The organism is Methanococcus maripaludis C5 (assembly GCF_000016125.1).
GTDB lineage: Archaea > AGJL01 > Methanococci > Methanococcales > Methanococcaceae > Methanococcus > Methanococcus maripaludis_D.
Window position 1 is genome coordinate 585320 of the sequence record NC_009135.1, and the last position, 19875, is coordinate 605194.

Consider the following 19875-nt stretch of genomic DNA (forward strand, 5'->3'; position numbering starts at 1 on the left):
TAAAACTTTGAAGAAAATACTTTCTATTATTTTTAGTTGTATGTTATTGCTTACATCTTTTTCAGGATGCATTGATTTTAAGGATGACGATGACGTTTTCGTGGCAATAATGCTTAGTGAACAGAATTCAAAATCTAATTTAGAAACAATATCTGAAAACAATGTTCAAAACGTATCTAATGAAAATGATTCCAATACGTATGACGTTCAAAATATATCTGAAGAAGATCGGGAACTTTTGAAAAATAAAATGAATAATTTTTCAGAAAGTTTGGATTTGTGGATGGATAGTCCTGAATTTGATAATTTTACAATTAAATTGGCAAAAAATATTTCAAAACTCCCAAGATGTAATATCAGTATACCCGAAGGAGTAACCGAATATAATTCGAGAGTTTCAAATCTTACCACGTGCCTTCATGAATACAAAAATTTAGCAGAAGGTCTGAACAAAGATTTTAATCTAGAAATGCCTTATGCAGATGATTTCCAGATAAATAAATTTACTTCTGCTGCAAAAACTGACGAATTGGACGATGTACTGACAACCATACTCTTGATTGATCAATACAATTCATTAATCGATTCTGCAGAGAATGTAGTATATAAAAACAGGGATTCTTACGCAAAATTTTATACTGCACTAGCTGTTTTTGGAGTTAGTATAATTTTAATTCAGGAAAATATGGCATACAAGGTAAGTTATAAAATAGTTGGCACAGTTTTTATAAAATCTGGCCTTTACAAGCTCGTTTCTAATTCGGGCGTACTTAAATTTGCAATGAGTATCACGCACTGGGAAATAAGGGATGAGATAGGAAGTATTCCTTCAAATTCTGATGGAATAATATCTAATTTCAAAGATGGAAACATTTCGGTAAATATGGATGCTGCAAAAGACACTTATGAAAATTTGAAAAATGAATCAATTGTTAAAGATGCAACAGGAATTGTTGAAAACGTAAATGTTTCTGAGACGGTCGAAACAGTGGGTGGAATAATATCTGGATTTATAAAATAAATAAATTTTAAAAACACAAACTCTTTTTTAAAAATTTAAAACAAAAAATTTTCCAAAATTTTTATAGCGGCCCTAAACCCCCGCACCCCAAACAAAAATACCTAGCAAAAACATACAAGTTTTTAGGTATTTTTATTCCCCCATCAAAATCATATGTCAATTGCGCCCTATTTTGAAACATATGCTAATCACATCAAAATAGTAACGAAAACTACATAATTTAACAAAACTGATACAATACTAAAGTGGCTACGCATTTTACTTAGAAACAGTATATTATTATTACGGCGTTAAGGAATGAATTTTTAAGTAACCTTGCAAAATAAAAATGAAATTTATCAACTTAAAAATAAAGAAAATTCTAAAGATATTCACTGTAAAATAGATCACTTAAACAATATTATATTTTTAAGTCAGTTTAGATTATTAACTATAGATTCTTAGATATGGGGCATAATTAGATATTAAATTCTTTTGAAATTTTTAAAAGAAATATCGTTTAAAATTTTTAGTTGTAAATAGGATTTTTATATAATATTAATAATTTATTATAAAATATTCTATTTACAACTGAAGTACTTCTAATTTAGTTAATCTAATCTTTTAGATAACCTTTATATTATAATGATGAATATTTATATTATTTCTTCTTAAAATTATTTATAAAAGTAATACTATTCTTATAAATTTTTAAAAATTATCTAAATTATTCTTTAATTTTTATAAAAATTCGAAAAAAAGCTATAGCTTACGCTACTTCGATCTAAATTATGCCATTGCAGACTGATATGAAATTATTACATCTGATGATAATTTTATAAATATACCTGAATCCAATACGAGTTTTATTGACTCGATATGATCGTTATCTATTCCAATATAATTGTCTTTAATATATCTTAAAATTTGGTTTGTTTTTGCTTTCCCGCCTAATTTCTCTAAAGTTTCATTTATTGCTTTTTCAGGTGTTGTATATTCTTTTAATTTGTCTTTTAATTGTTGTTTTGATTTAACGACTTTGAATATTACTTCATTCATACTCTTGAAATATCCAATTCCTTTTTTATCGTCCCATCTTGCGATGTTTCCAAATTGTTTTGCATATTCTTTAATTTTATCTATGCTTATTTGATCAAATTCATCTACTTTTTCAAATTCACTATTTAATCTATCCCTAATTTTTAAAAAATCTACTTTTTTTCCGTTTTCACTATTCACAATATTTTCGTAAATTGTGTACAATATGTAATTTGTATATGCCCGTGCATTGTTAGAGCATACTTTATGTAGATTTTTTATATGTTTTGAACTATTTTTAAATACACTTAAATTTTTAATTAATCGTATATTTTCCGTTAATTTATGCCATCCTCGATTTCCTTTATTGTAATTTTCTTGTCTCTTTTCAGGCTCCAATATTCCTTCATCTTCTGCATTTATTATGGTGACATATTTTATAGTTTCTGATTTTTTATTTGCTAATTTTACGGATTCTTGTGAAATATTCTTTCTTAACATTACTTCTCGTACTGTTTTATCATCTTCGTATGCAATTCTTTTTAATGCAGTTCCGTCTTTTTCATATGCTTTTTCAAGTTCAAAATATATGTGTCGTCTGTTGTTGATATGTGTTGTAAATTCGGATTTTTCATCTTTTGTATATTCTTTTTCATTTACAATATTCACGTTTTTTTCTAAATCATCACATCTATTTATCATCATATGTAGCATGATTTTTGAATTCATAACCTGTTTACTTATATAATCTGAATATTTTTTCATTACTGCAATTTCATTTACAACATATTTTTTTGCATCTAAATCATATGTTAATAATTTATCCTCAGAGCCATAGCCTGTTTTCAATGCCAATATTTCATTAATATCTGCTATATCTACACAATCATCATATGCTTCTGGATATATTGATAATAATTGTTCTAAACTTTTTAAGTGATATTTTTTAATATCTGATAATGTATATTCTTCAATTGTAGATAATATTTCAGGAGTTTCTGATACACTATTATGTATCTTTAATACTAATTCTCTAATTCTTTCATCAGAATATTTGGCAATATCTGAATTTATTACATGTAGTATATCTAATATATTTTTTCGCACATCATTTTCAAAATTTTCTTTTGAAATATATTTTGGATTTTGTTTATTTAAATCTACATACAGGTAAATTTTTTGACATCCATTCCTAAATCTTGCGATAAATTGCAAAAATGTATTATAATTATCTATTTTATGAATATGTATATTTCCAATATTCAAATTTTCAATATTTACCCCATCTGCAATTGCTGATGTACATATGCACACATCTAAATTTTCAGGCAGTTTTTCTTCTTCCATTACGTTTGTATACTCTATTGATTCTTTTGATTCTGCATCTAATAATGCACATATTATGCCTTGTTCTTCTAAACGGGCTTTTATTTTTCGGTTCTGTTCTTTGTTATTATTAAATATGATCTGTGTTTTTCCACTTTCTTTTTGATCTTCGTAATCATACAGCACTGCTTCAATCAATAATTTTAATGGCACATTTGAATCAACTACGCTTATATCATCGTATTTGAATCTCTTATTTTTTTGAATTATTTTAATAATCGGCAATTTTTTGTAGTTTAAATTGTAGTTCGTTGCAGTAACGTATATTGTTCGATTTACTAGTTTACTTACCTTATTTAGTGCATCTAAAGCCTGATTTCTAAAATTATGCTGTAAAACTACGTTGTGTGCTTCGTCAACGTATAAATTAAACTCTGAAATATCTTTTCTTTCAGCAAGTCTTCCGATTTGATCATATGTGGTTACGATAAAGTTTGCACTATTCAATTTTTCTTGCGATACTTTTGAATTTTCATACAATGCAACGATTCCTTTTTGATTTTTATATTTTAGCCCTAATTGCTTTGAATTTGATAAATATGGTACTGCCAATATTGTTTTATTTTCATTATTTGATATAAATTTATTAAATATGGCTGTTGTTTTTCCCGATCCTGTTGGCGATAACATACAAATTTCTTTTTGTTTACCGTTGCATTTTTCATCAATTCTATTAAAAATATAATCTATTGTATCTACTGGGATATATTGATCTATCTCTAATAATTCTATATCATTTGTATGGTATGATAATGCTTGATTTACACATGCCGACATATTATGATATACATCTTCAAACTCTTCTTCATTTAAATGTTGGAAATATGCATTTTTATATCTTTCTTTTGTAATTTCCATATCTTTAGTAATATATGTATTTGGTAATTTATAATTTTTTTTGGCCATATCAATGATTTTAATTAAGTCTTTTTTTGAAATATTTGGGTCAATATCTATTATATTTTCATCAAATACTACTTTTGGAATATTTATTCCATGTATTTCGTTGTGATATAATTTTGTAAGATCATTATAAAATTCACTGTACAACCCTTCTATTTCCAATATTTTTTTAAAAGAATCTATATCTCTAACATATAATAATTGTAAAAATGACGGGTTTTCTAATTGATCATCAACATAATTACAGTATGTTTTTGCAAAAGATCCATTTGGGTATATTAACAGTACTTGATCTCCACCTTCTGTATCTAATCCATAATTATCGATCTTAAAATGATTTCCTTTATTCTCATACTCGTATCCTATCATTTTTAAGATATTTTCTAATTTATCTTTTCCACCAGATATTTTCATCTGGTATTTTTTACATAATTCTAATATTTGCTTAAGCATTTTTTCTCGCATATATGTTGATCCAAATACACACACATTTTTTGTTGCTGTTACATAATCATTAATTGTGGCTATTTTTTTATCTATCGTATATTCTTCATCTATTTTATAATTATCATCAAATTCAATAATATTTTTAATATTTGAAAATAATTCTTCTTTATTATAAATATTATTATTTATATCTATAATTCTACATTCTTTTTTTATAATATTTTCTGTCGCATTTTTTTTAATATTGTATGTTCCAGGCAATCTTAATCTGGGGTTTGTTTCATATTTTTTTATACCCCCATTAATTATTTTTTTATGTTGTTTATCATATTTTACATATTTTTTAAGAATGCTATTTAGTTCCGTACATTCGTAAAAATCATCTAATTTATAATATATATGATATCCATTACCTGTTGATATAATCATTGATGGTTTTGGCATATGTTTTAAATAATTATTGAGATATGATTCACAAGTATTTTCTGCATTATTATCTTTTTTAATAACATCTATTTCAAAATATATTATGTTGGTATTATCATAATGTTGTTTTGCTTTTGAATAATAATTATCTTTTTTTTGTATATCTCGAGGTACAAAATCTAAATTTATTGGATGTATATCTACATAATAATTATATTTACTTATTAAGTCTTTTTTTAATATTTTTGTTATTACATTATCGATATTTTTATCATAATTATTATCTCCTGTTAATTCGAATGCATATCCTTTTGATTTTCCATTTATTGGTACTAATCTTATTGCAGTAGCTACTTTGTTTTGATCCTTAAACATGAAATTTATGTATTTTTCCACGTCTGATGCAGAACTCGTTGAATTATTGATATTTTTCGATGAGGTATCGTTTGATATGTTATCACACTGATTTTCTTAAAAAATATATAATGTTTCGTATCATCACCTTCTCGGGTGAGGAAAAAATTATAATATGAAATATAATATAATTGATATAGTATATATATTTAACTATTTAGATATTTTTGTTCACAGATCTTTCGATTAAATTTAAATAATTTTCTACTATTTCTTAAAATTTATCAGTTCTAATCCTTTCTTCAAATTCATAAAGTTTTAAGACTTCTTTTCCTTTATTGGTTAGTTTAAAATAGGATTTAGGTATTTTACAAAACACTTCTTTAAAAATTCCATATCAAAAAAATAAAAAAGTAATTAATTATTTTTTAAAGTATATCTCGTTGATCGAGCTTTCCCTTTCATTTCGAGGATATTTTCTTCGACCATTTCTTTTAAAATTTCTCTAGTTCTGCTTCTTTTTAAATCGATTAAGTTTTCTATTTCTGTTGATGTAGCAGAACCATTTTCGGAGATATATAATATTATTTTTTTATGATTTTCATCCATATCGTCCACTATCGTCCGGTCAAGTTTAGTATCGTCCACTATCGTCCGGTCAAGTTTAGTATCGTCCACTATCGTCCGGTCACCAACAAGCGGTCGATAGAATCTAACTTTTAAAAATGAGGTTTCAATAATTTCCGGCTTTTTAAGCCCGTATTTTTCACATTCATTAAATATTTTTCTAAATCCTGACCCCCACTGCTCAATAAATTTTGTTTCTTTAAATATTCTTGCAATTATGGGATTTCTCACTTCCGAACATCCTGTTCCAAGGTTATCAATATTTATTGTATTTGGAAGGGAACCTGGAGAAGTTATCTCTAAAAGGCTGTCAGAAATTGAAACTTTAATGTCTGATCCTAAAATTGAATAATCTCTGTGAACAACAGCATTTATCAACGCTTCCCTTAACGCAATAAATGGGATTTCATAAGAGTCTTTTCTTTGCAGCCCTTCAATTTTTCCAGAGAGATTAAGATGTGATTTTAAAAACTTTTCGGCCATTATAATCTGTTCGAATATAGTTCCTTCAATTTCTTTTTGGTCAATAAATTCAACAGCATCGTTTCCTTTGAATCTTGCACATCGTATTTTATAATTTTTTAATCCAAGAAGTGCAATAAGGGCGTTTGTTGGATATTTTTTACCATTTTTACTTTTAATTAATTTTAAATTTTCTAAAACGTTTTCGGTAAATTTTTTCCCAGTTAATTTTTCAAGCTGTGTTAGAATGGCGTTTAAATCAAGCTCTTCAATTTTAAATTCCATATTGATGTCTTCATCATAAGCAATGTTTTCGCCTTCAAGCATTAAACGCCTAACGGCATTACTATCACCCTTTTTATTTACATTATCTATTCTAAGATATGTCCCATTGTTAATCCCTTCTTTTTTTAAAAAATACGGCTTTTTACTTCCCGGATAAATTCTTATAATCAAAATAATTTTTCCATCAATATTTTGAGTGAATATTTCTGGGCTTATCTGTGGTTCGCATGAATCCGCAATTGTATTTACAATTAATTCCCTTAATTTAGGGATTTCATCCGGATCTAGACCAATTATCTCATTTAAGCCATCTTTAACTCCCATGATAATTTTTCCGCCTGCAGTATTTGAGAAAGCTACAGCTGTTTTTGCAATCTGGTTATTTTGCGGCATTTGTTCCTTAAATTCAAGGGTTTTTCCTTCGCCTTTTTCAATATCGTTTAAAATTTGCATATTTCTCAACAAAAAACTATTTTTCATTCATTATCTTTTCAATTTCATTACATAGAAGCATTATTTTTAACCCTTTTTCTGTAAGAGTATAGTATTTCTTTGGAATTCTTTTATCCGTCCTAACTTCTTCTGAAACTAAAAGATTTTCTTCTTCTAATTCTAACAACAATTTACTCAGATTACTTTTATGAATCCCTAATTTCGAAACTATTTCGCTAAAATTGATTCTATTGTTTTTTTCTTTACCTGATTCGTGAATATATAACAAATTCAAAACTTCAAGGGCAAATGCCTTAGATAATAATTTTAAATAACTCATAAAAATCCCAATTTTCTTTTTTTAATTATATAATTTGTTTGTATTATATAATATTGTTATTGTATAGTACTACAGTTAGTACTTTTACTAAAGATTTATATATCAAAAAGGTCATAATATAAATTGTAAGTAATATTACAAACTATTAGTCCATACACTATAGATTACATATCATAAAATTTCATTAAAAACTTAGAACGGGGTTTTAATATGATTTTACGAGAAAAAGAACCATAGATTTCATTAATTACTTTATTAAACTTTTAATTAAGCAAAAGAGGGGTTATAACAATGGAAAAAAGAGAAATGCATACAAAAATTATTGGCGATATAAAAATCTGCGAATACTTAGATTCGACAATTCAAGCAGTATTAATTCCAAGATCTCTTTTAAAATCAATAAAAGAAGTTTCTGAATGTTCTAATTTGGATGGAACAGGAATATATTTTCTATTTGGGGATTCTGACGAATTAGGAAAAGTTGAAACCTATATTGGGGAATCAGAGCAAGTTTTAAAGCGATTATCCGAACATAAAGAGACTTTGGAATGGAATTCTTGCGTATACATTTTATCTTCAAAAAATCAGTTCAATAAAGCATATATCAAGTATTTAGAATCGCAATTTATTTCAAAAGCTGCACTTTCTAAAAAAGTTAGATTATTAAATTCCTACAACAGCCAGAACATTCAGCTTGAATATGGCAAAATAACCCTCGATAGGTTCATTCCCGATGTTGAGGGGTATTTATCGGCACTCGGGTATCCATTATTTGAAAAACTTGACGAAAACACTGAATTAACGTTTTACTGTAATACGGAAAATGGAACTGCTAGGGGTAAATATATTGGTGGAAAATTCAAAGTATTAAAAAATTCCCATGCAAAATTTGGAGAATCATCAAGTATGTCACCACACAACGTACTTTTGAAAAATACCCTTATAAATTCGGGAATACTTCAAAAATCAAATAGAACTTGCGTATTTACAGAAGATTACGAATTTAATTCTGCGAGTGCGGCAGCATGCGTTGTAAAAGGTGCAAATGTGAGCGGATGGACTGTCTGGAAAACAAGTGATGGTAGAACATTAAAAGATGTATATTAAGGTGGTAAATTTATGAAAAACAAGCATTTTTCAGCATTCAATAACTATGGGCATTTTCAAATGTCATTATATATTCCTGAAAGACTTAGAATAGATTACAAGTCATTTTTAAAAGGTAGATTAGAATTTAGGGTATTGAAAGACCCGAAATCTAAATTCTTAATTACATTGGTTCATTTTTTAGAAAATGGACTTATTTACGAACTCCCCTTCGATCCACAACTGAACGATTATTCAGACAGTTTAACGGCTGAAGATCTTTCAATTATAATATTTAATAGTACTAAAATGGATATAATGGATGAAAAAGAATTAAAAATTCCGCCGGAATTGTTAGAATCTTGGAATTTAATTTGGGAAAAATCTAATGAGTTTGAATCAATTGAATATTCTAGAGAATATTTAGAATGGTTAAATACACTTTATTCATACGATATTGACACACTATTTGAAAAATCAGAATTTGTGTGTTTAATTTAATTTTTTATTTTTTTAAAAATTAATTTGAAAACTTAAAATATCCATATTCATTCACTCTTTTTTTAAAATAATGTCATAAAGATTTTTTAAATTTTTAAAATGACTCGATTTGATTTTATTGTATGTCTTTTTGGTGAGTTTTTCGTCAAACTGGTTTAAAATCTTGTTTTTATCGTTTAGCATATCAATCCAGTCATTTAAATTTTCAATAATTCCGTAAGCAAACGCTTTTTCAAAAGCAATCCTTGGACTTTTTACTTCTCCAATATCTTGATAATTTAAAAAATATTTAATGGTTTTAAAAGCGAATTCATAGCATATTTCAAATCTATGAATTACCCCATCAATTATGATTGAATTTGAAGAATCTAACTTTAAACCTTCATCTAACCAATCAAGTGCATTTTTGAAGTTTTCTAACTTTTTTTCGAGTTTATTGTCCATATATTTCCCAAATAATTTAAAATGTTTAACGAATATGTTTTGGATCCAAAATTTCTAAAATTTTATTTGAAACATAAAGTTTATCCCGTTTTTTTGATTTTTCGTTTAATTCGAGCATTTTTAATGAAACCATGCCTTCCACTAACCGTTTTGCTGTTGGATAAGTTATACCCAGTGCCAATTCTACATCTTTGATATCTAGATATGGATTTTTAAATAAAAGTTCGATTATTTGAATTATTTTAAGTTTATCGTTTGATTTAATGTTTTTATTTTCCATAACAATTTTTGAAAGTTCTTTTCTGTAATTTAAAAGTCTTTTTGAGAAGTAAGTTGCTCTTTCTGATTGAATGGTTATTGCTTCAAGGAAAAATTTTATCCATTCATCAATTTTTCCCCTGGAACTTACATGGTAAAGCCTATCTTGATATTCAGTTCTTCTTTCGCTGAAAAATTCACTTAAATATAGTGCAGGTTTTTTTAAAAGCCCATATTTCATAAGTATTAAAATTATTAAAATTCTTCCGGTTCTTCCATTTCCATCTCTAAATGGGTGTATTGTTTCAAACTGGTAATGCATGAGTGCAATTTTATATATTAACGGGATTTCATCTTTATTCTTGATGTATTCAATTAAATTTCTAATAAGCATTTTAGTTCTTCTTGGCGATGCTGGAACAAATTTTGCATATTTTAGCCCCGTACTTTTGGTTCCAATATAGTTTTGGAGTCGCTTATATTCTCCAGGTGTTTTGTCTTGCCCTCGAACCCCATCTAAAAGTATTTTATGGATTTCAAGTATCAGATCTTCAGTTATTTCCTTATTTATCCCGTATTCAAGGGCAGTTTTATAATTTGTAACTTCTAAAATATCATATTTTTTTTCACTTACTTCTGGTTTTTTTTCATTTATTAAAAAGTCTGAGATTGTAGTATGGATACCTTCAATTTCGGAGCTCAAAACAGCCTCTTTTAAAATAAATGGTTTTTCAAGTAAAGTTAATTCTTCATCTGAAAAGTTTTCCAAAAGACCATCTAGTTTAGAAATTCGAGATACTGCTTTTTCAGTATCTAAAATAAGATTTCGGTAATCTGGAATGTAATCTTTGTAGGGTAAATCACATGGCTCAAATAAATAGTAGTCATTTAGTTTATCGTAGACCACTTTTCCAGTTTTTGATTCTTTAAAGTCATCAGGGTTCATAAATATCCTTGTAAAATTTTAATATTTTATTGTCGTTGCTACTCGTTATTAAAAATTTTATGCATTTTCTTTAATAAGTAGTTTTTCTTACAACTCATTTTTAAAAAAATTTTAATAACGATTCTAAAAAGTCTTCGTTATTAAAAATATTATACATTTTCTTTAATAACTAAAAAAGTACTCATAATAATGATTTATTATCAATAGATCCTACAATATGCAGTAAATATACACTATCTTTTTTATTCGACATTGTATATTACCTCAATATCTTTTAAAACGTCTTTTTTTATGTATTTACTTAATGAATTTTCAGTTACAAGATCGACTTTTTTTCCAAAAATTTTAGATAATTCTTTTGAAATTTTTATTATCTTAAATAAACTTTTATTTCCTGAGAATTTAACCAAAAAATCAATATCACTATCTTTAGTTTCTTCCCCTCTTGAATATGATCCAAAAAGTCCTAGATATACGATATTTTCTCTTTCGCATAATTCTTGTATTCGTTTATCGTTTAAAATTGAAGTTTTGCTCAACATAATTATCATAAGGATTTTTGAAAGTTCTTGTATTTTTAATTTATCTTAACTTGAGTTACTTCCTTTAATATTTTATCTCTGATTTCAACTTTTAAATCATCTTTAATTACTAAATCAACGTCTTTTTGAAACAAATCTTCAAGATAATATTTTAATCCCATGTAATTGTCAAAATTAATAGAATTTTCCTGAAATTCTACCAAAACATCAATGTCTGATGTTTCGTTCTGTTCATTTCGAACATATGACCCAAATATTCCGAGGGTCTTAACTTTGTATTTTTTAATCAACAAATCCCTGTTTTCATGCAGGATTGTTTTAAATTCAGATAAAGTTTTCATGAAATATCCCAATTTCAGATTTTAATTAAGGCATACTTTAAAAGATATTTAGATTATAAAAAGTTAAAAAAAGAAAAATTATTTCAAATTTTCAATATATTGTATAATTTTTTCTGCAATTTCTTCAGGTGTTTTTACAACTGCTCTTTTATAATGTTTTTCGAATAACTCTTTTTTCCGCAACCATTTTTCTTCGTTTAATTTTTTGCATGCTTCTGTTTCTTCAAAATACACCACGGGGGATTTTTCGACGAATTCTTCTTCAACTTCCGCATTAATCTCATTAAAAATCTCATTTATATTTGGCGTATTAAAAAAAACATACATTTTATCATAAATGTTCCGAACTAAAACAACTACACCTTCTTTTATTTCGTTATAAATGCTGTTTCCATAGTCGTATACTTCATGATTTTCAAAAAATACGTATAAATTCTCGCCTTTTCCACGGTACTGGTAAGCTAAATCAGGTTCTAAAACATAAGGTATAGCATTGTTAAATTCTTCACCTTCGATTGCAGGTTTACTTTCAGCCCCATTTGTGGATAAAAATAACTGATCTTGAAAATAGTCCTGAAAATGGGGAGTAAGATCTTTGGCACGATGTGCATACTCTACGTTTACTGTTAATTCAGTGCTTATCCTTTCATATTTTTCTGAAAGTTTTTTATCAACTATTTGATATAGATCCATAGCTTTTTTTTCAAGGCGGTACTGTTTTAATAATTTTTTACCGATGGGGGTTAATTTATAATATGGTTTAGGGGTTTTTTTGCCTTCTCTTTCTTCTTTTCGTTCCACTAGGTATTTTTCATTCATTTCTAATAGCAATTTGCTAAGGTATGCCTTCGAAAACTCCATTTTCAGGTCATTGAATATTTTTAAAAATTCCGTTCGTCCATGGTCAGACAAATATTCCATTATCTCAATTACATATTTTTTTCCCATTGTAGTCATAATGCACCTCGATTTATGATCTCAAAATTCGATCAATCGATTTTTAAAATCTCTATATCTATCAATACGGTATTAATCAAATATATACTTATTGTAAATTTTAAAAATTAATGTAAATAAAATAAGTTACCTAAAAGATAATCAAAGCAAATATTCTGAAACGCCATAATTTTGGACTTTTTAAAATTTGTTCATTTTCACGAAAATCCAGTATCTATAACTTTATATAGTACGATCTGAATATTAGTACTTGTACTAGGTAATAATAGTACGATAAATATATCTAATATATTAAATGGTTATGTCAACTAATTAGGTATCAAATCAAATTAGATTCTAAATTCCATAATACTACCATAATATACCTAATTTGAATTTCCAACTATAAATAATTAATTAATTACCTAAAAAGGCCATTTATTAAAGGAATTAACAAATTATTCGAAAATTGCTGGAGGTATAATCCTTGAAATAGAATATAAATGATTAAAATGTTTAACTGGTGATATTTTTTGAATACCTTACGATTAACGCTTATAACTGACATGGACTGCAGAACTGCCCGGTACATGCTGCATAAATTGGAAAATATTGATAAAATTAGGCCAGAAATTTTAAAAAGGGCTGTAGAACTTGATAAATCATTTAGAAGAACAATTACACTTTCAGACGTAGAAGAAAAAATTTATGAAAAATACGGAAAAGCAACAAATTTGATGGTAAATTACGCAATTATCGCAGAGGGGATGGAATGAGTAAAAAAGTTTTAAAAAATACATTTAAAATAGAATTTTTGGGTAATGGCTCCAACGATAAAATATATGCAGAAAAAATACCAATGAACCCCATAAACAAATGGAATGACATATACGGGTCAGAAAGATTAGGTAGCGGCATAAATCACAGTACTATACAAAATGAAAGTTCAATTTTGGCAGTTTTTCTAAGTTTTTGTGACGAAGAACTTCATAAAGAACCAAATACATTAACTTCAGCCGATTTAAAAAAATTTTTCTATTACTTAAGATATGTAAGAAAGCCAAACAATAGTAAAATTAAAAATAAGCTACAAAACGAAAGAATTTCAGAAAAAGCATTTAAAATCTATTATACGTTGGTAAAAAAGTTTTATGCGACATTAAATCTTGAAAACTTTAAACAATTTGAAAAAGAATGTCAAACCCCCATTTTCAGAAAAACAAGACCAAATCCCCATGATGCAATTACCAGCGAAGAGTTCAATAAAATAATCAACGAGATTGAAAATAGCGACAGTAGTACCAAAATAAGAAATATACTTGCATTTAGGCTGCTTTGGGATACGGGAGCAAGAATTTCGGAAATTATTAAATTAAGATACAAAGATTGTGATTTTGAAAAAGGAAGATTTAATATTTCAAACACAAATCGAGAAATTAGAACGGTGGTCTGTTCAAATGAAACTCTGAAACTATTTAATCAACATTTAAGCAAAATAAATGATTTTAGCAATCCTGATGATCCAATATTTCAAGTTTCAGGAGGTGAAAAAAGTCGGCAGATCAGTTCAAATCATTTAATCAAAGCAATGACCAAAACAGTGCAAAAATTAAAAGAAAAAGGAATTATCGAAAATAATCGAGATTTAGTATTGTATTCGTTAAGACCTGGTCGAGCAGTTGAAGTCTTTGATGGGGGCCTTTCGATCGCACATATTCAACAATTGCTTGGACATCACGACATTCGAACGACAATGAAGTATAACCCTGTGATTGAGAGATGTCCAGATTTGGATAAACTTCAAAATAACTTATAAATTAAATTTCCTAAATTTACACAATTTGTAAAAAATAACTGGTGATATTATGGAACATGAATTAAATGGAACTTTTGAAGAAAATAATGAAAAAATGGTTGTAGTAAGAATTTTTAGCAACAATTACTGGTCAACGTTAGGCATGATAGAGGAACATGGCGAATCAATACCCTTAGAATTGTACCCTCATGAGGGGGATCTAGGAAGCAGGTACTCTAAAGAAATGGATAATCTTTTGGATTCTTTTAATGAAGACCCTGTCGAAAAAATAAGGTACTGTGACCGTAGCTACGAACTTTGGGCTTTTCCTTACCATGAGGATGAAGTGGCCATTAATGGTTACTACCAGTATAAATGGTGGCTTGAAGAATTTATCACAGAATGGGGCTTTTCAAAAGATTCTATACGGTCTACATATGATTATCAAGGATACGGTGTACCCCTTATGGATTATGCATGTGGAAATGTGATATGTATGGTCGCTTTAAAAATAACGGAAGAAAAATATAACGAAATCAAATCAGATCTAGAAAAAAAGTATAGTTCCGTAGGCATCATGGATTACGAGAACAATTAGGTGTATGATCGTAATTTCTTTAAATTAAATATATTATTTACATATTAAACAAGTCGAGGCGATTTTTTTGCAAGATTTAAAAGTAGAAAAAATAATTCCATATAATATTTATTTTTCAATATCCGAATGTAAACAACTGATTGACGAGTCATATCTTGTAATAGATAGGGGTCTTCCAAGAGAATATTATTATGATGATATAAAAGCATCTGAAATAGTGGAATCCATTCTTTTACCACGGGTACTGGGGGAGGTAATATATTTACATGAAGAAGATTCGGTATATTATTCTTCAATAGATGGTAAACAGCGTATATTGTCAATGATAAGATTTATTAATAACGAATTTCCATTAACTGAACTTAAAAAACTTAAAGAACTAAATGGAAAGTATTTCAGGGATTTAGATTCCCAATTACAAAGAAAATACGAAAAGTGGGGAATATGGGCAATATTGCTTAAAAAAGAATCATAATCCAAAATGATTTTTTTAAGATTTAATCAGCGGTTTCACTGATTTTTATATTTGGTGGAATATGCAAATAAAGCCGAATATTGATGACTAAACAGTTTACGACAATTACAAAAAAACTAAATTTATGATAAATTACAAAAATATTTCAGAGGGATGGGATGAGCAGAAGGAAATTTGATCTCAAAGGACAATTATCTGACCAAAAAACTAAAATTGAATCACCAAAACGATTAGAAGAACATAATCCATATCTTATTAAATTTATCGAAGAAAGAGAATTTGATAAAATTAAAGAAAGTACTATTAAAGAAGATGTATTACGACTTAGAATCTTTTTGTCGTTTTGTGATGATATTGGAAAAATTCCCGAAACTATGGATTATCACGAATTTAAACGTTTTTTCGTGTATTTAGAAAAAAAAAGAGGATGCACTCATCAAACACTAGTTCGATACTATAATTTATTAAAAGTATTTTATAGGCTATTTAAATTCACAGCATTTAATGAATTTAATAATGAATGCATCGAGAGAAAGACTTTTTCAAAAAAATCAAAAACAAGAAGTTATGATGATGTAAATAACGAAATTATGGATAAGGTGCTTGATGAAATACTTGATGGAAACAGCGCTACAAAAAATCGAGATGGACTTATGATGCTGGTTTTGTGGGAAACAGGCTGTAGGCGGTCAGAAGTTATACGCATAAAATACAATGATTTTGATTTTAAAACTGGGCAGATAAGATTAACAGATACTAAAAATGGGGAAGATAGATATGTTGTAGTTTCAAAAAAGACCACTAACTTGATAAGAGAGTACAGTTCAGAAAATATTTTGAAAGGGCCTGAAAATTTTATTTTTCAAAGTGAAAAAGGTAAACTTGGAAAACAGGTAAAACCTGGCCATCTTTCAGAAGTTTTCAGAAGAGCAATTGATAATTTAATTAGTAAAGGGGAAATCGAGGCTGGAAAGAGGTATGTTCTCCATTCTTTAAGGCATGGTAGGGCAGTTGCATTATTGGATGAGGGTACTTCCGTTGAAATTGTAAAGGAAATTTTAGGCCATAGTGACGTAAAGACTACGATGATTTATGCACATGCAAAAGAGAGAACAAAAAAGATGTTACCAGACATTCGAAAAAAATTAGATCAAAGATAACTATAATTTCATAACTGTTTTTTACTTTTTTTATATTGTAATCAATCTGTTTTTTAATTTTTAATATTTTGAAAAATCGATCAAAATCCATATTTTATAAATCTTAAAATTTTTACAATTTATGAAATTAGAATAATTACTGTTTATTTTAGAAAAAATTAGTGTAACAGCCTTTAAATTTTAACTTAGTCCGGTAAAAGTTAAGTCCGGTACCCTAAAACCCTAAATACGACCAATCGGGGCTCCTACAAAGGTATCAAATCTCCTGTCCGGTACCCCGTGTAGGGACAAAAGGTAGTCCTTCGCTCGTAATATCTTCAGAATAAGCAATGAGTTAAACTTTTCTGTCCGGTCTTAAAAAAGCTCAGTAATCTGGACGTGAAATTAAAAACGCAGAGGGAGGGATTTGAACCCCCGCTCCCCAGTGGAGAACCGGATTTCAAGGCATTAATTGGAAATAATTGCATTATTTCATTAACGCAGTTAGTAAATGTGTTTAAAATGTTATGCACTTGGCGTTGACTGGCGCTAATAACGGTAATACTCTTTTTAACAAACAATTTACAGTTATTCGGTAAATAAACGCTTTTACGGTCACGCTCAAGGGTCCGATTTAGTGGATGCCATATGCTCAAACGACAATTTTGTTCACAAGGTGTTAACTGTTGATGACTATACTTATAATATCTTTGAAATCTTATCGAGCATTTTATTTTTACGTTCTGTAGAATGCGAGTAAATCATTGTAGTTTCTATTGATGTATGTCCAAGATATTCCTTTACAACATCTAGCGGAACGCCTTTATCGAGTAAATTTACTGCTCGACCATGTCTAAGCGAGTGTAAGACAAGCCACTTGTTTTCAGGGACACTACCTTCGCGCTTTAACTCGTTTACAATACCCACAAATTTTTCACCTAATTGGCGTTTATTGATTATCCCGTCATAAGCGGATTTAAACAAGTAATCATCGGGCCCTTGGTCACCTTGATGTTGTAAATAATAGTTTAGTAGTTTTAACGTTTCTTTTGAACAAACCACAGTTCTTTCACGTTTTGTTTTTGTGTTGGTGAGTTTGAACACACCTTTTTTAAGATCACACGCAGAATATGTTAATTCAGCAACTTCAGATACTCTACAACCTGTATCCCACAATAATCGAAGAAATGTGGCATCACGTATTTTTGTCGATCCTTTCATTCCAATTAACTTTTCGAGGATCATGTTTAGCGTTTCTTCGTCAATAGCATCGTAATGTCTAATTTCATGTTTGGTAAATCGCTTTCGCTCTTTACTTTCCACTAAAAAGTCATTGAAGTTTTTGTATTTCATGATCCTGTAAAACACAGTGAGCAACTTGAAGTACTTGTTTATGGTTGTATCTTTGCACTTCCGATCATGCCTCAAGTGGTTAAAAAACGCAACGTAGTCTTTATTGTCTGTGGTATCAACGGTTTTGTTTAAAGTGTAATATATGTAGTTCAAATAGACTTTAAGCCGTTGACTGTCGTTTTTAATTGTTCGTTCCTTTAATCCATCAAAACGACGCTGTATTGTAAACTCTTTATCGATTTTATCAATTTCAAGTTTCTTGTAGTCGATTTTTTCTTCTGATTCGTCCGATTTACTTTTAATAAGTATCATGTCATGTATATCGTCGATTTTACCACCTTTGCGTAATTTTGGTACTTTATCATATCAATAAAAGCACCATGAATGTTGAAATCATCAAAATATCACCAAATATTGCATTGTGTAATTCATGTAAAATATGTGAAAATCGGTTTTGGCACGATTATGCAAATCTTTCAGATTTGCCAGTGCGCTGATCAATAAATTTGTGAGAAAAATAGATTTACAGTAACAATTATCTTAAATTTAACAACGCAGGTTCAACGACGATTGGCCGGATTTAGCGTATTTAGAACATCATGGTTAAAATAATGTCAAAAATGTATGTTTAAGGTTATACGCACAAGTAACATTTTATTGGCAAGTTTTCAATCAGTATGACCGAAATGTAAAATCAGTATGACTAAATTATTTCATCCTACCAAATTGTGAATTTCATCCTACCAATATAATTGGTATGACCAAAATACAAAATCGGTATGACTGAATAAATTCGGTATTACCAAAATACAAAATCGGTATGACTGAATAAATTCGGTATTACCAAAATACAAAATCGGTATGACTGAATAAATTCGGTATTACCAAAATACAAAATCGGTATGACTGAATAAATTCGGTATTACCAAAATACAAAATCGGTATGACTGAATAAATTCGGTATTACCAAAATACAAAATCGGTATGACTGAATAAATTCGGTATTACCAAAATACAAAATCGGTATGACTGAATAAATTCGGTATTACCAAAATACAAAATCGGTATGACTGAATAAATTCAGTAACACTGAATCACGAATTCGGTATGACTAAATCGTGAAAACATGAACTTGGTCTAATTCGGTATGACCAAAATACAAAATCGGTATGACTAAATTATTTCATCCTACCAAATTAAATCCGTAAAATGGATTCCCCAATTTAGTATGAAGAATTTACGAGCATTATCGTTGACACAAATTGAAATTATGAACTTGACAAATGATGCATTAAAACGGTTAATGACTTTATTAGTTTTATATTTCCATAAATATCCAACCAATACAGAATACATTCCGTTACAGTAATTAAATAATATTCGGCAGTTATACGTTAATTACAGAGATTATAAATACCCATATTGTTAAACAATAAAATGTGATTATAATGGTTCAAGCGAAAGATGTTATTGATGCATTGCTTAAAATAATGCCTGAGTTGACACAAGATGATGCTGTAAAATTATATGAAAATAGCAGCGTACCTAGTTTATTAACTGATAAACTTGTTCGGGAACATGGCGATGATGAAGAATTGGCTAAAACAGTTTTAGTCGAAAACAAACTTTATGAAAACTGCAGATAAAATTGATTAATTAATAATATCGACATTTTTTAATTTTTAAGCGAAATAGCGATAGCTAACAATACAATTGTGTAATTTACATAATACTGTTATTATTCCGACCTTACATTTTAAC

18 protein-coding genes are annotated in these 19875 nt (G+C 28.2%); 9 read left to right on the top strand and 9 right to left on the bottom strand.

Translation table 11 applies throughout. The features are described 5' to 3' along the window. The first annotated feature begins 7 nt into the window (after positions 1-7). The gene (locus tag MMARC5_RS03125) at positions 8-1021 is read left to right on the top strand and encodes a hypothetical protein (RefSeq protein ID WP_052287711.1); all 1014 of its coding nucleotides are present in this window, start codon (positions 8-10) and stop codon (positions 1019-1021) included. Positions 1022-1789: 768 nt separating this feature from the next. On the opposite strand, the gene MMARC5_RS03130 is transcribed toward MMARC5_RS03125, so the two are convergent. The 3 genes from MMARC5_RS03130 to MMARC5_RS03140 form a co-directional block, all read right to left on the bottom strand. Next, positions 1790-5596 carry a DEAD/DEAH box helicase gene (locus tag MMARC5_RS03130; RefSeq protein ID WP_155810363.1) on the bottom strand — a complete coding sequence of 1269 codons (3807 nt, stop codon included), beginning with the start codon at positions 5594-5596 and terminating at the stop codon, positions 1790-1792. Between the two features lie 375 nt (positions 5597-5971). Continuing rightward, positions 5972-7381, bottom strand: coding sequence for an ATP-binding protein (locus MMARC5_RS03135; RefSeq protein WP_011868386.1), 1410 nt, complete (start codon positions 7379-7381; stop codon positions 5972-5974). A gap of 16 nt (positions 7382-7397) precedes the next feature. After that, positions 7398-7700: a MarR family transcriptional regulator gene (locus MMARC5_RS03140; protein WP_011868387.1), complete on the bottom strand. Its 303-nt coding sequence runs from the start codon at positions 7698-7700 to the stop codon at positions 7398-7400. Positions 7701-7991: 291 nt separating this feature from the next. On the opposite strand from MMARC5_RS03140, the gene MMARC5_RS03145 reads away from it, so the two are divergent. Next, positions 7992-8807: a GIY-YIG nuclease family protein gene (locus MMARC5_RS03145; protein WP_011868388.1), complete on the top strand. Its 816-nt coding sequence runs from the start codon at positions 7992-7994 to the stop codon at positions 8805-8807. 12 nt (positions 8808-8819) lie between these two features. After that, a complete protein-coding gene (locus MMARC5_RS03150) occupies positions 8820-9287 on the top strand; it encodes a hypothetical protein (protein WP_011868389.1) in 468 nt (155 codons plus the stop codon). 51 nt (positions 9288-9338) lie between these two features. On the opposite strand, the gene MMARC5_RS03155 is transcribed toward MMARC5_RS03150, so the two are convergent. From MMARC5_RS03155 to MMARC5_RS03175, 5 genes are all read right to left on the bottom strand, one after another. Beyond that, positions 9339-9731 (bottom strand): HI0074 family nucleotidyltransferase substrate-binding subunit, encoded by a 393-nt coding sequence (locus tag MMARC5_RS03155; protein ID WP_011868390.1) that lies wholly within the window; start codon positions 9729-9731, stop codon positions 9339-9341. 25 nt (positions 9732-9756) lie between these two features. Continuing rightward, positions 9757-10935, bottom strand: a complete 1179-nt coding sequence (locus MMARC5_RS03160; protein ID WP_011868391.1) for a Fic family protein — start codon at positions 10933-10935, stop codon at positions 9757-9759. Positions 10936-11177: 242 nt separating this feature from the next. Beyond that, positions 11178-11477 (bottom strand): type VII toxin-antitoxin system MntA family adenylyltransferase antitoxin, encoded by a 300-nt coding sequence (gene mntA / locus MMARC5_RS03165; protein WP_231288463.1) that lies wholly within the window; start codon positions 11475-11477, stop codon positions 11178-11180. Positions 11478-11512: 35 nt separating this feature from the next. After that, positions 11513-11818, bottom strand: a complete 306-nt coding sequence (locus MMARC5_RS03170) for a nucleotidyltransferase family protein (protein WP_011868393.1) — start codon at positions 11816-11818, stop codon at positions 11513-11515. 78 nt (positions 11819-11896) lie between these two features. After that, a complete protein-coding gene (locus tag MMARC5_RS03175; RefSeq protein ID WP_011868394.1) occupies positions 11897-12775 on the bottom strand; it encodes a hypothetical protein in 879 nt (292 codons plus the stop codon). A 512-nt stretch (positions 12776-13287) separates the two neighbouring features. Between MMARC5_RS03175 and MMARC5_RS03180 the strand changes: the two genes are divergently transcribed. The 5 genes from MMARC5_RS03180 to MMARC5_RS03200 all read left to right on the top strand — a co-directional run bounded on the left by MMARC5_RS03180 (position 13288) and on the right by MMARC5_RS03200 (position 16782). Further along, positions 13288-13530 (top strand): DUF2540 domain-containing protein, encoded by a 243-nt coding sequence (locus tag MMARC5_RS03180; protein ID WP_011868395.1) that lies wholly within the window; start codon positions 13288-13290, stop codon positions 13528-13530. Further along, positions 13527-14570: a tyrosine-type recombinase/integrase gene (locus MMARC5_RS03185; RefSeq protein WP_011868396.1), complete on the top strand. Its 1044-nt coding sequence runs from the start codon at positions 13527-13529 to the stop codon at positions 14568-14570. Before MMARC5_RS03180 ends, MMARC5_RS03185 begins: the two co-directional genes overlap by 4 nt. A 49-nt stretch (positions 14571-14619) precedes the next feature. Further along, entirely contained in the window at positions 14620-15147 is a 528-nt protein-coding gene (locus tag MMARC5_RS03190; RefSeq protein WP_011868397.1) for a hypothetical protein, read from the top strand. 67 nt (positions 15148-15214) lie between these two features. Beyond that, positions 15215-15622 (top strand): hypothetical protein, encoded by a 408-nt coding sequence (locus MMARC5_RS03195; RefSeq protein WP_011868398.1) that lies wholly within the window; start codon positions 15215-15217, stop codon positions 15620-15622. Positions 15623-15780: 158 nt separating this feature from the next. Next, positions 15781-16782, top strand: a complete 1002-nt coding sequence (locus tag MMARC5_RS03200; protein ID WP_011868399.1) for a tyrosine-type recombinase/integrase — start codon at positions 15781-15783, stop codon at positions 16780-16782. 678 nt (positions 16783-17460) lie between these two features. Here the strand turns inward: MMARC5_RS03200 and MMARC5_RS03205 are convergent. Next, positions 17461-18426 (bottom strand): tyrosine-type recombinase/integrase, encoded by a 966-nt coding sequence (locus MMARC5_RS03205; RefSeq protein ID WP_011868400.1) that lies wholly within the window; start codon positions 18424-18426, stop codon positions 17461-17463. 1136 nt (positions 18427-19562) lie between these two features. On the opposite strand from MMARC5_RS03205, the gene MMARC5_RS03210 reads away from it, so the two are divergent. Then, positions 19563-19760: a hypothetical protein gene (locus MMARC5_RS03210; protein WP_011868401.1), complete on the top strand. Its 198-nt coding sequence runs from the start codon at positions 19563-19565 to the stop codon at positions 19758-19760. Positions 19761-19875: the final 115 nt, after the last annotated feature.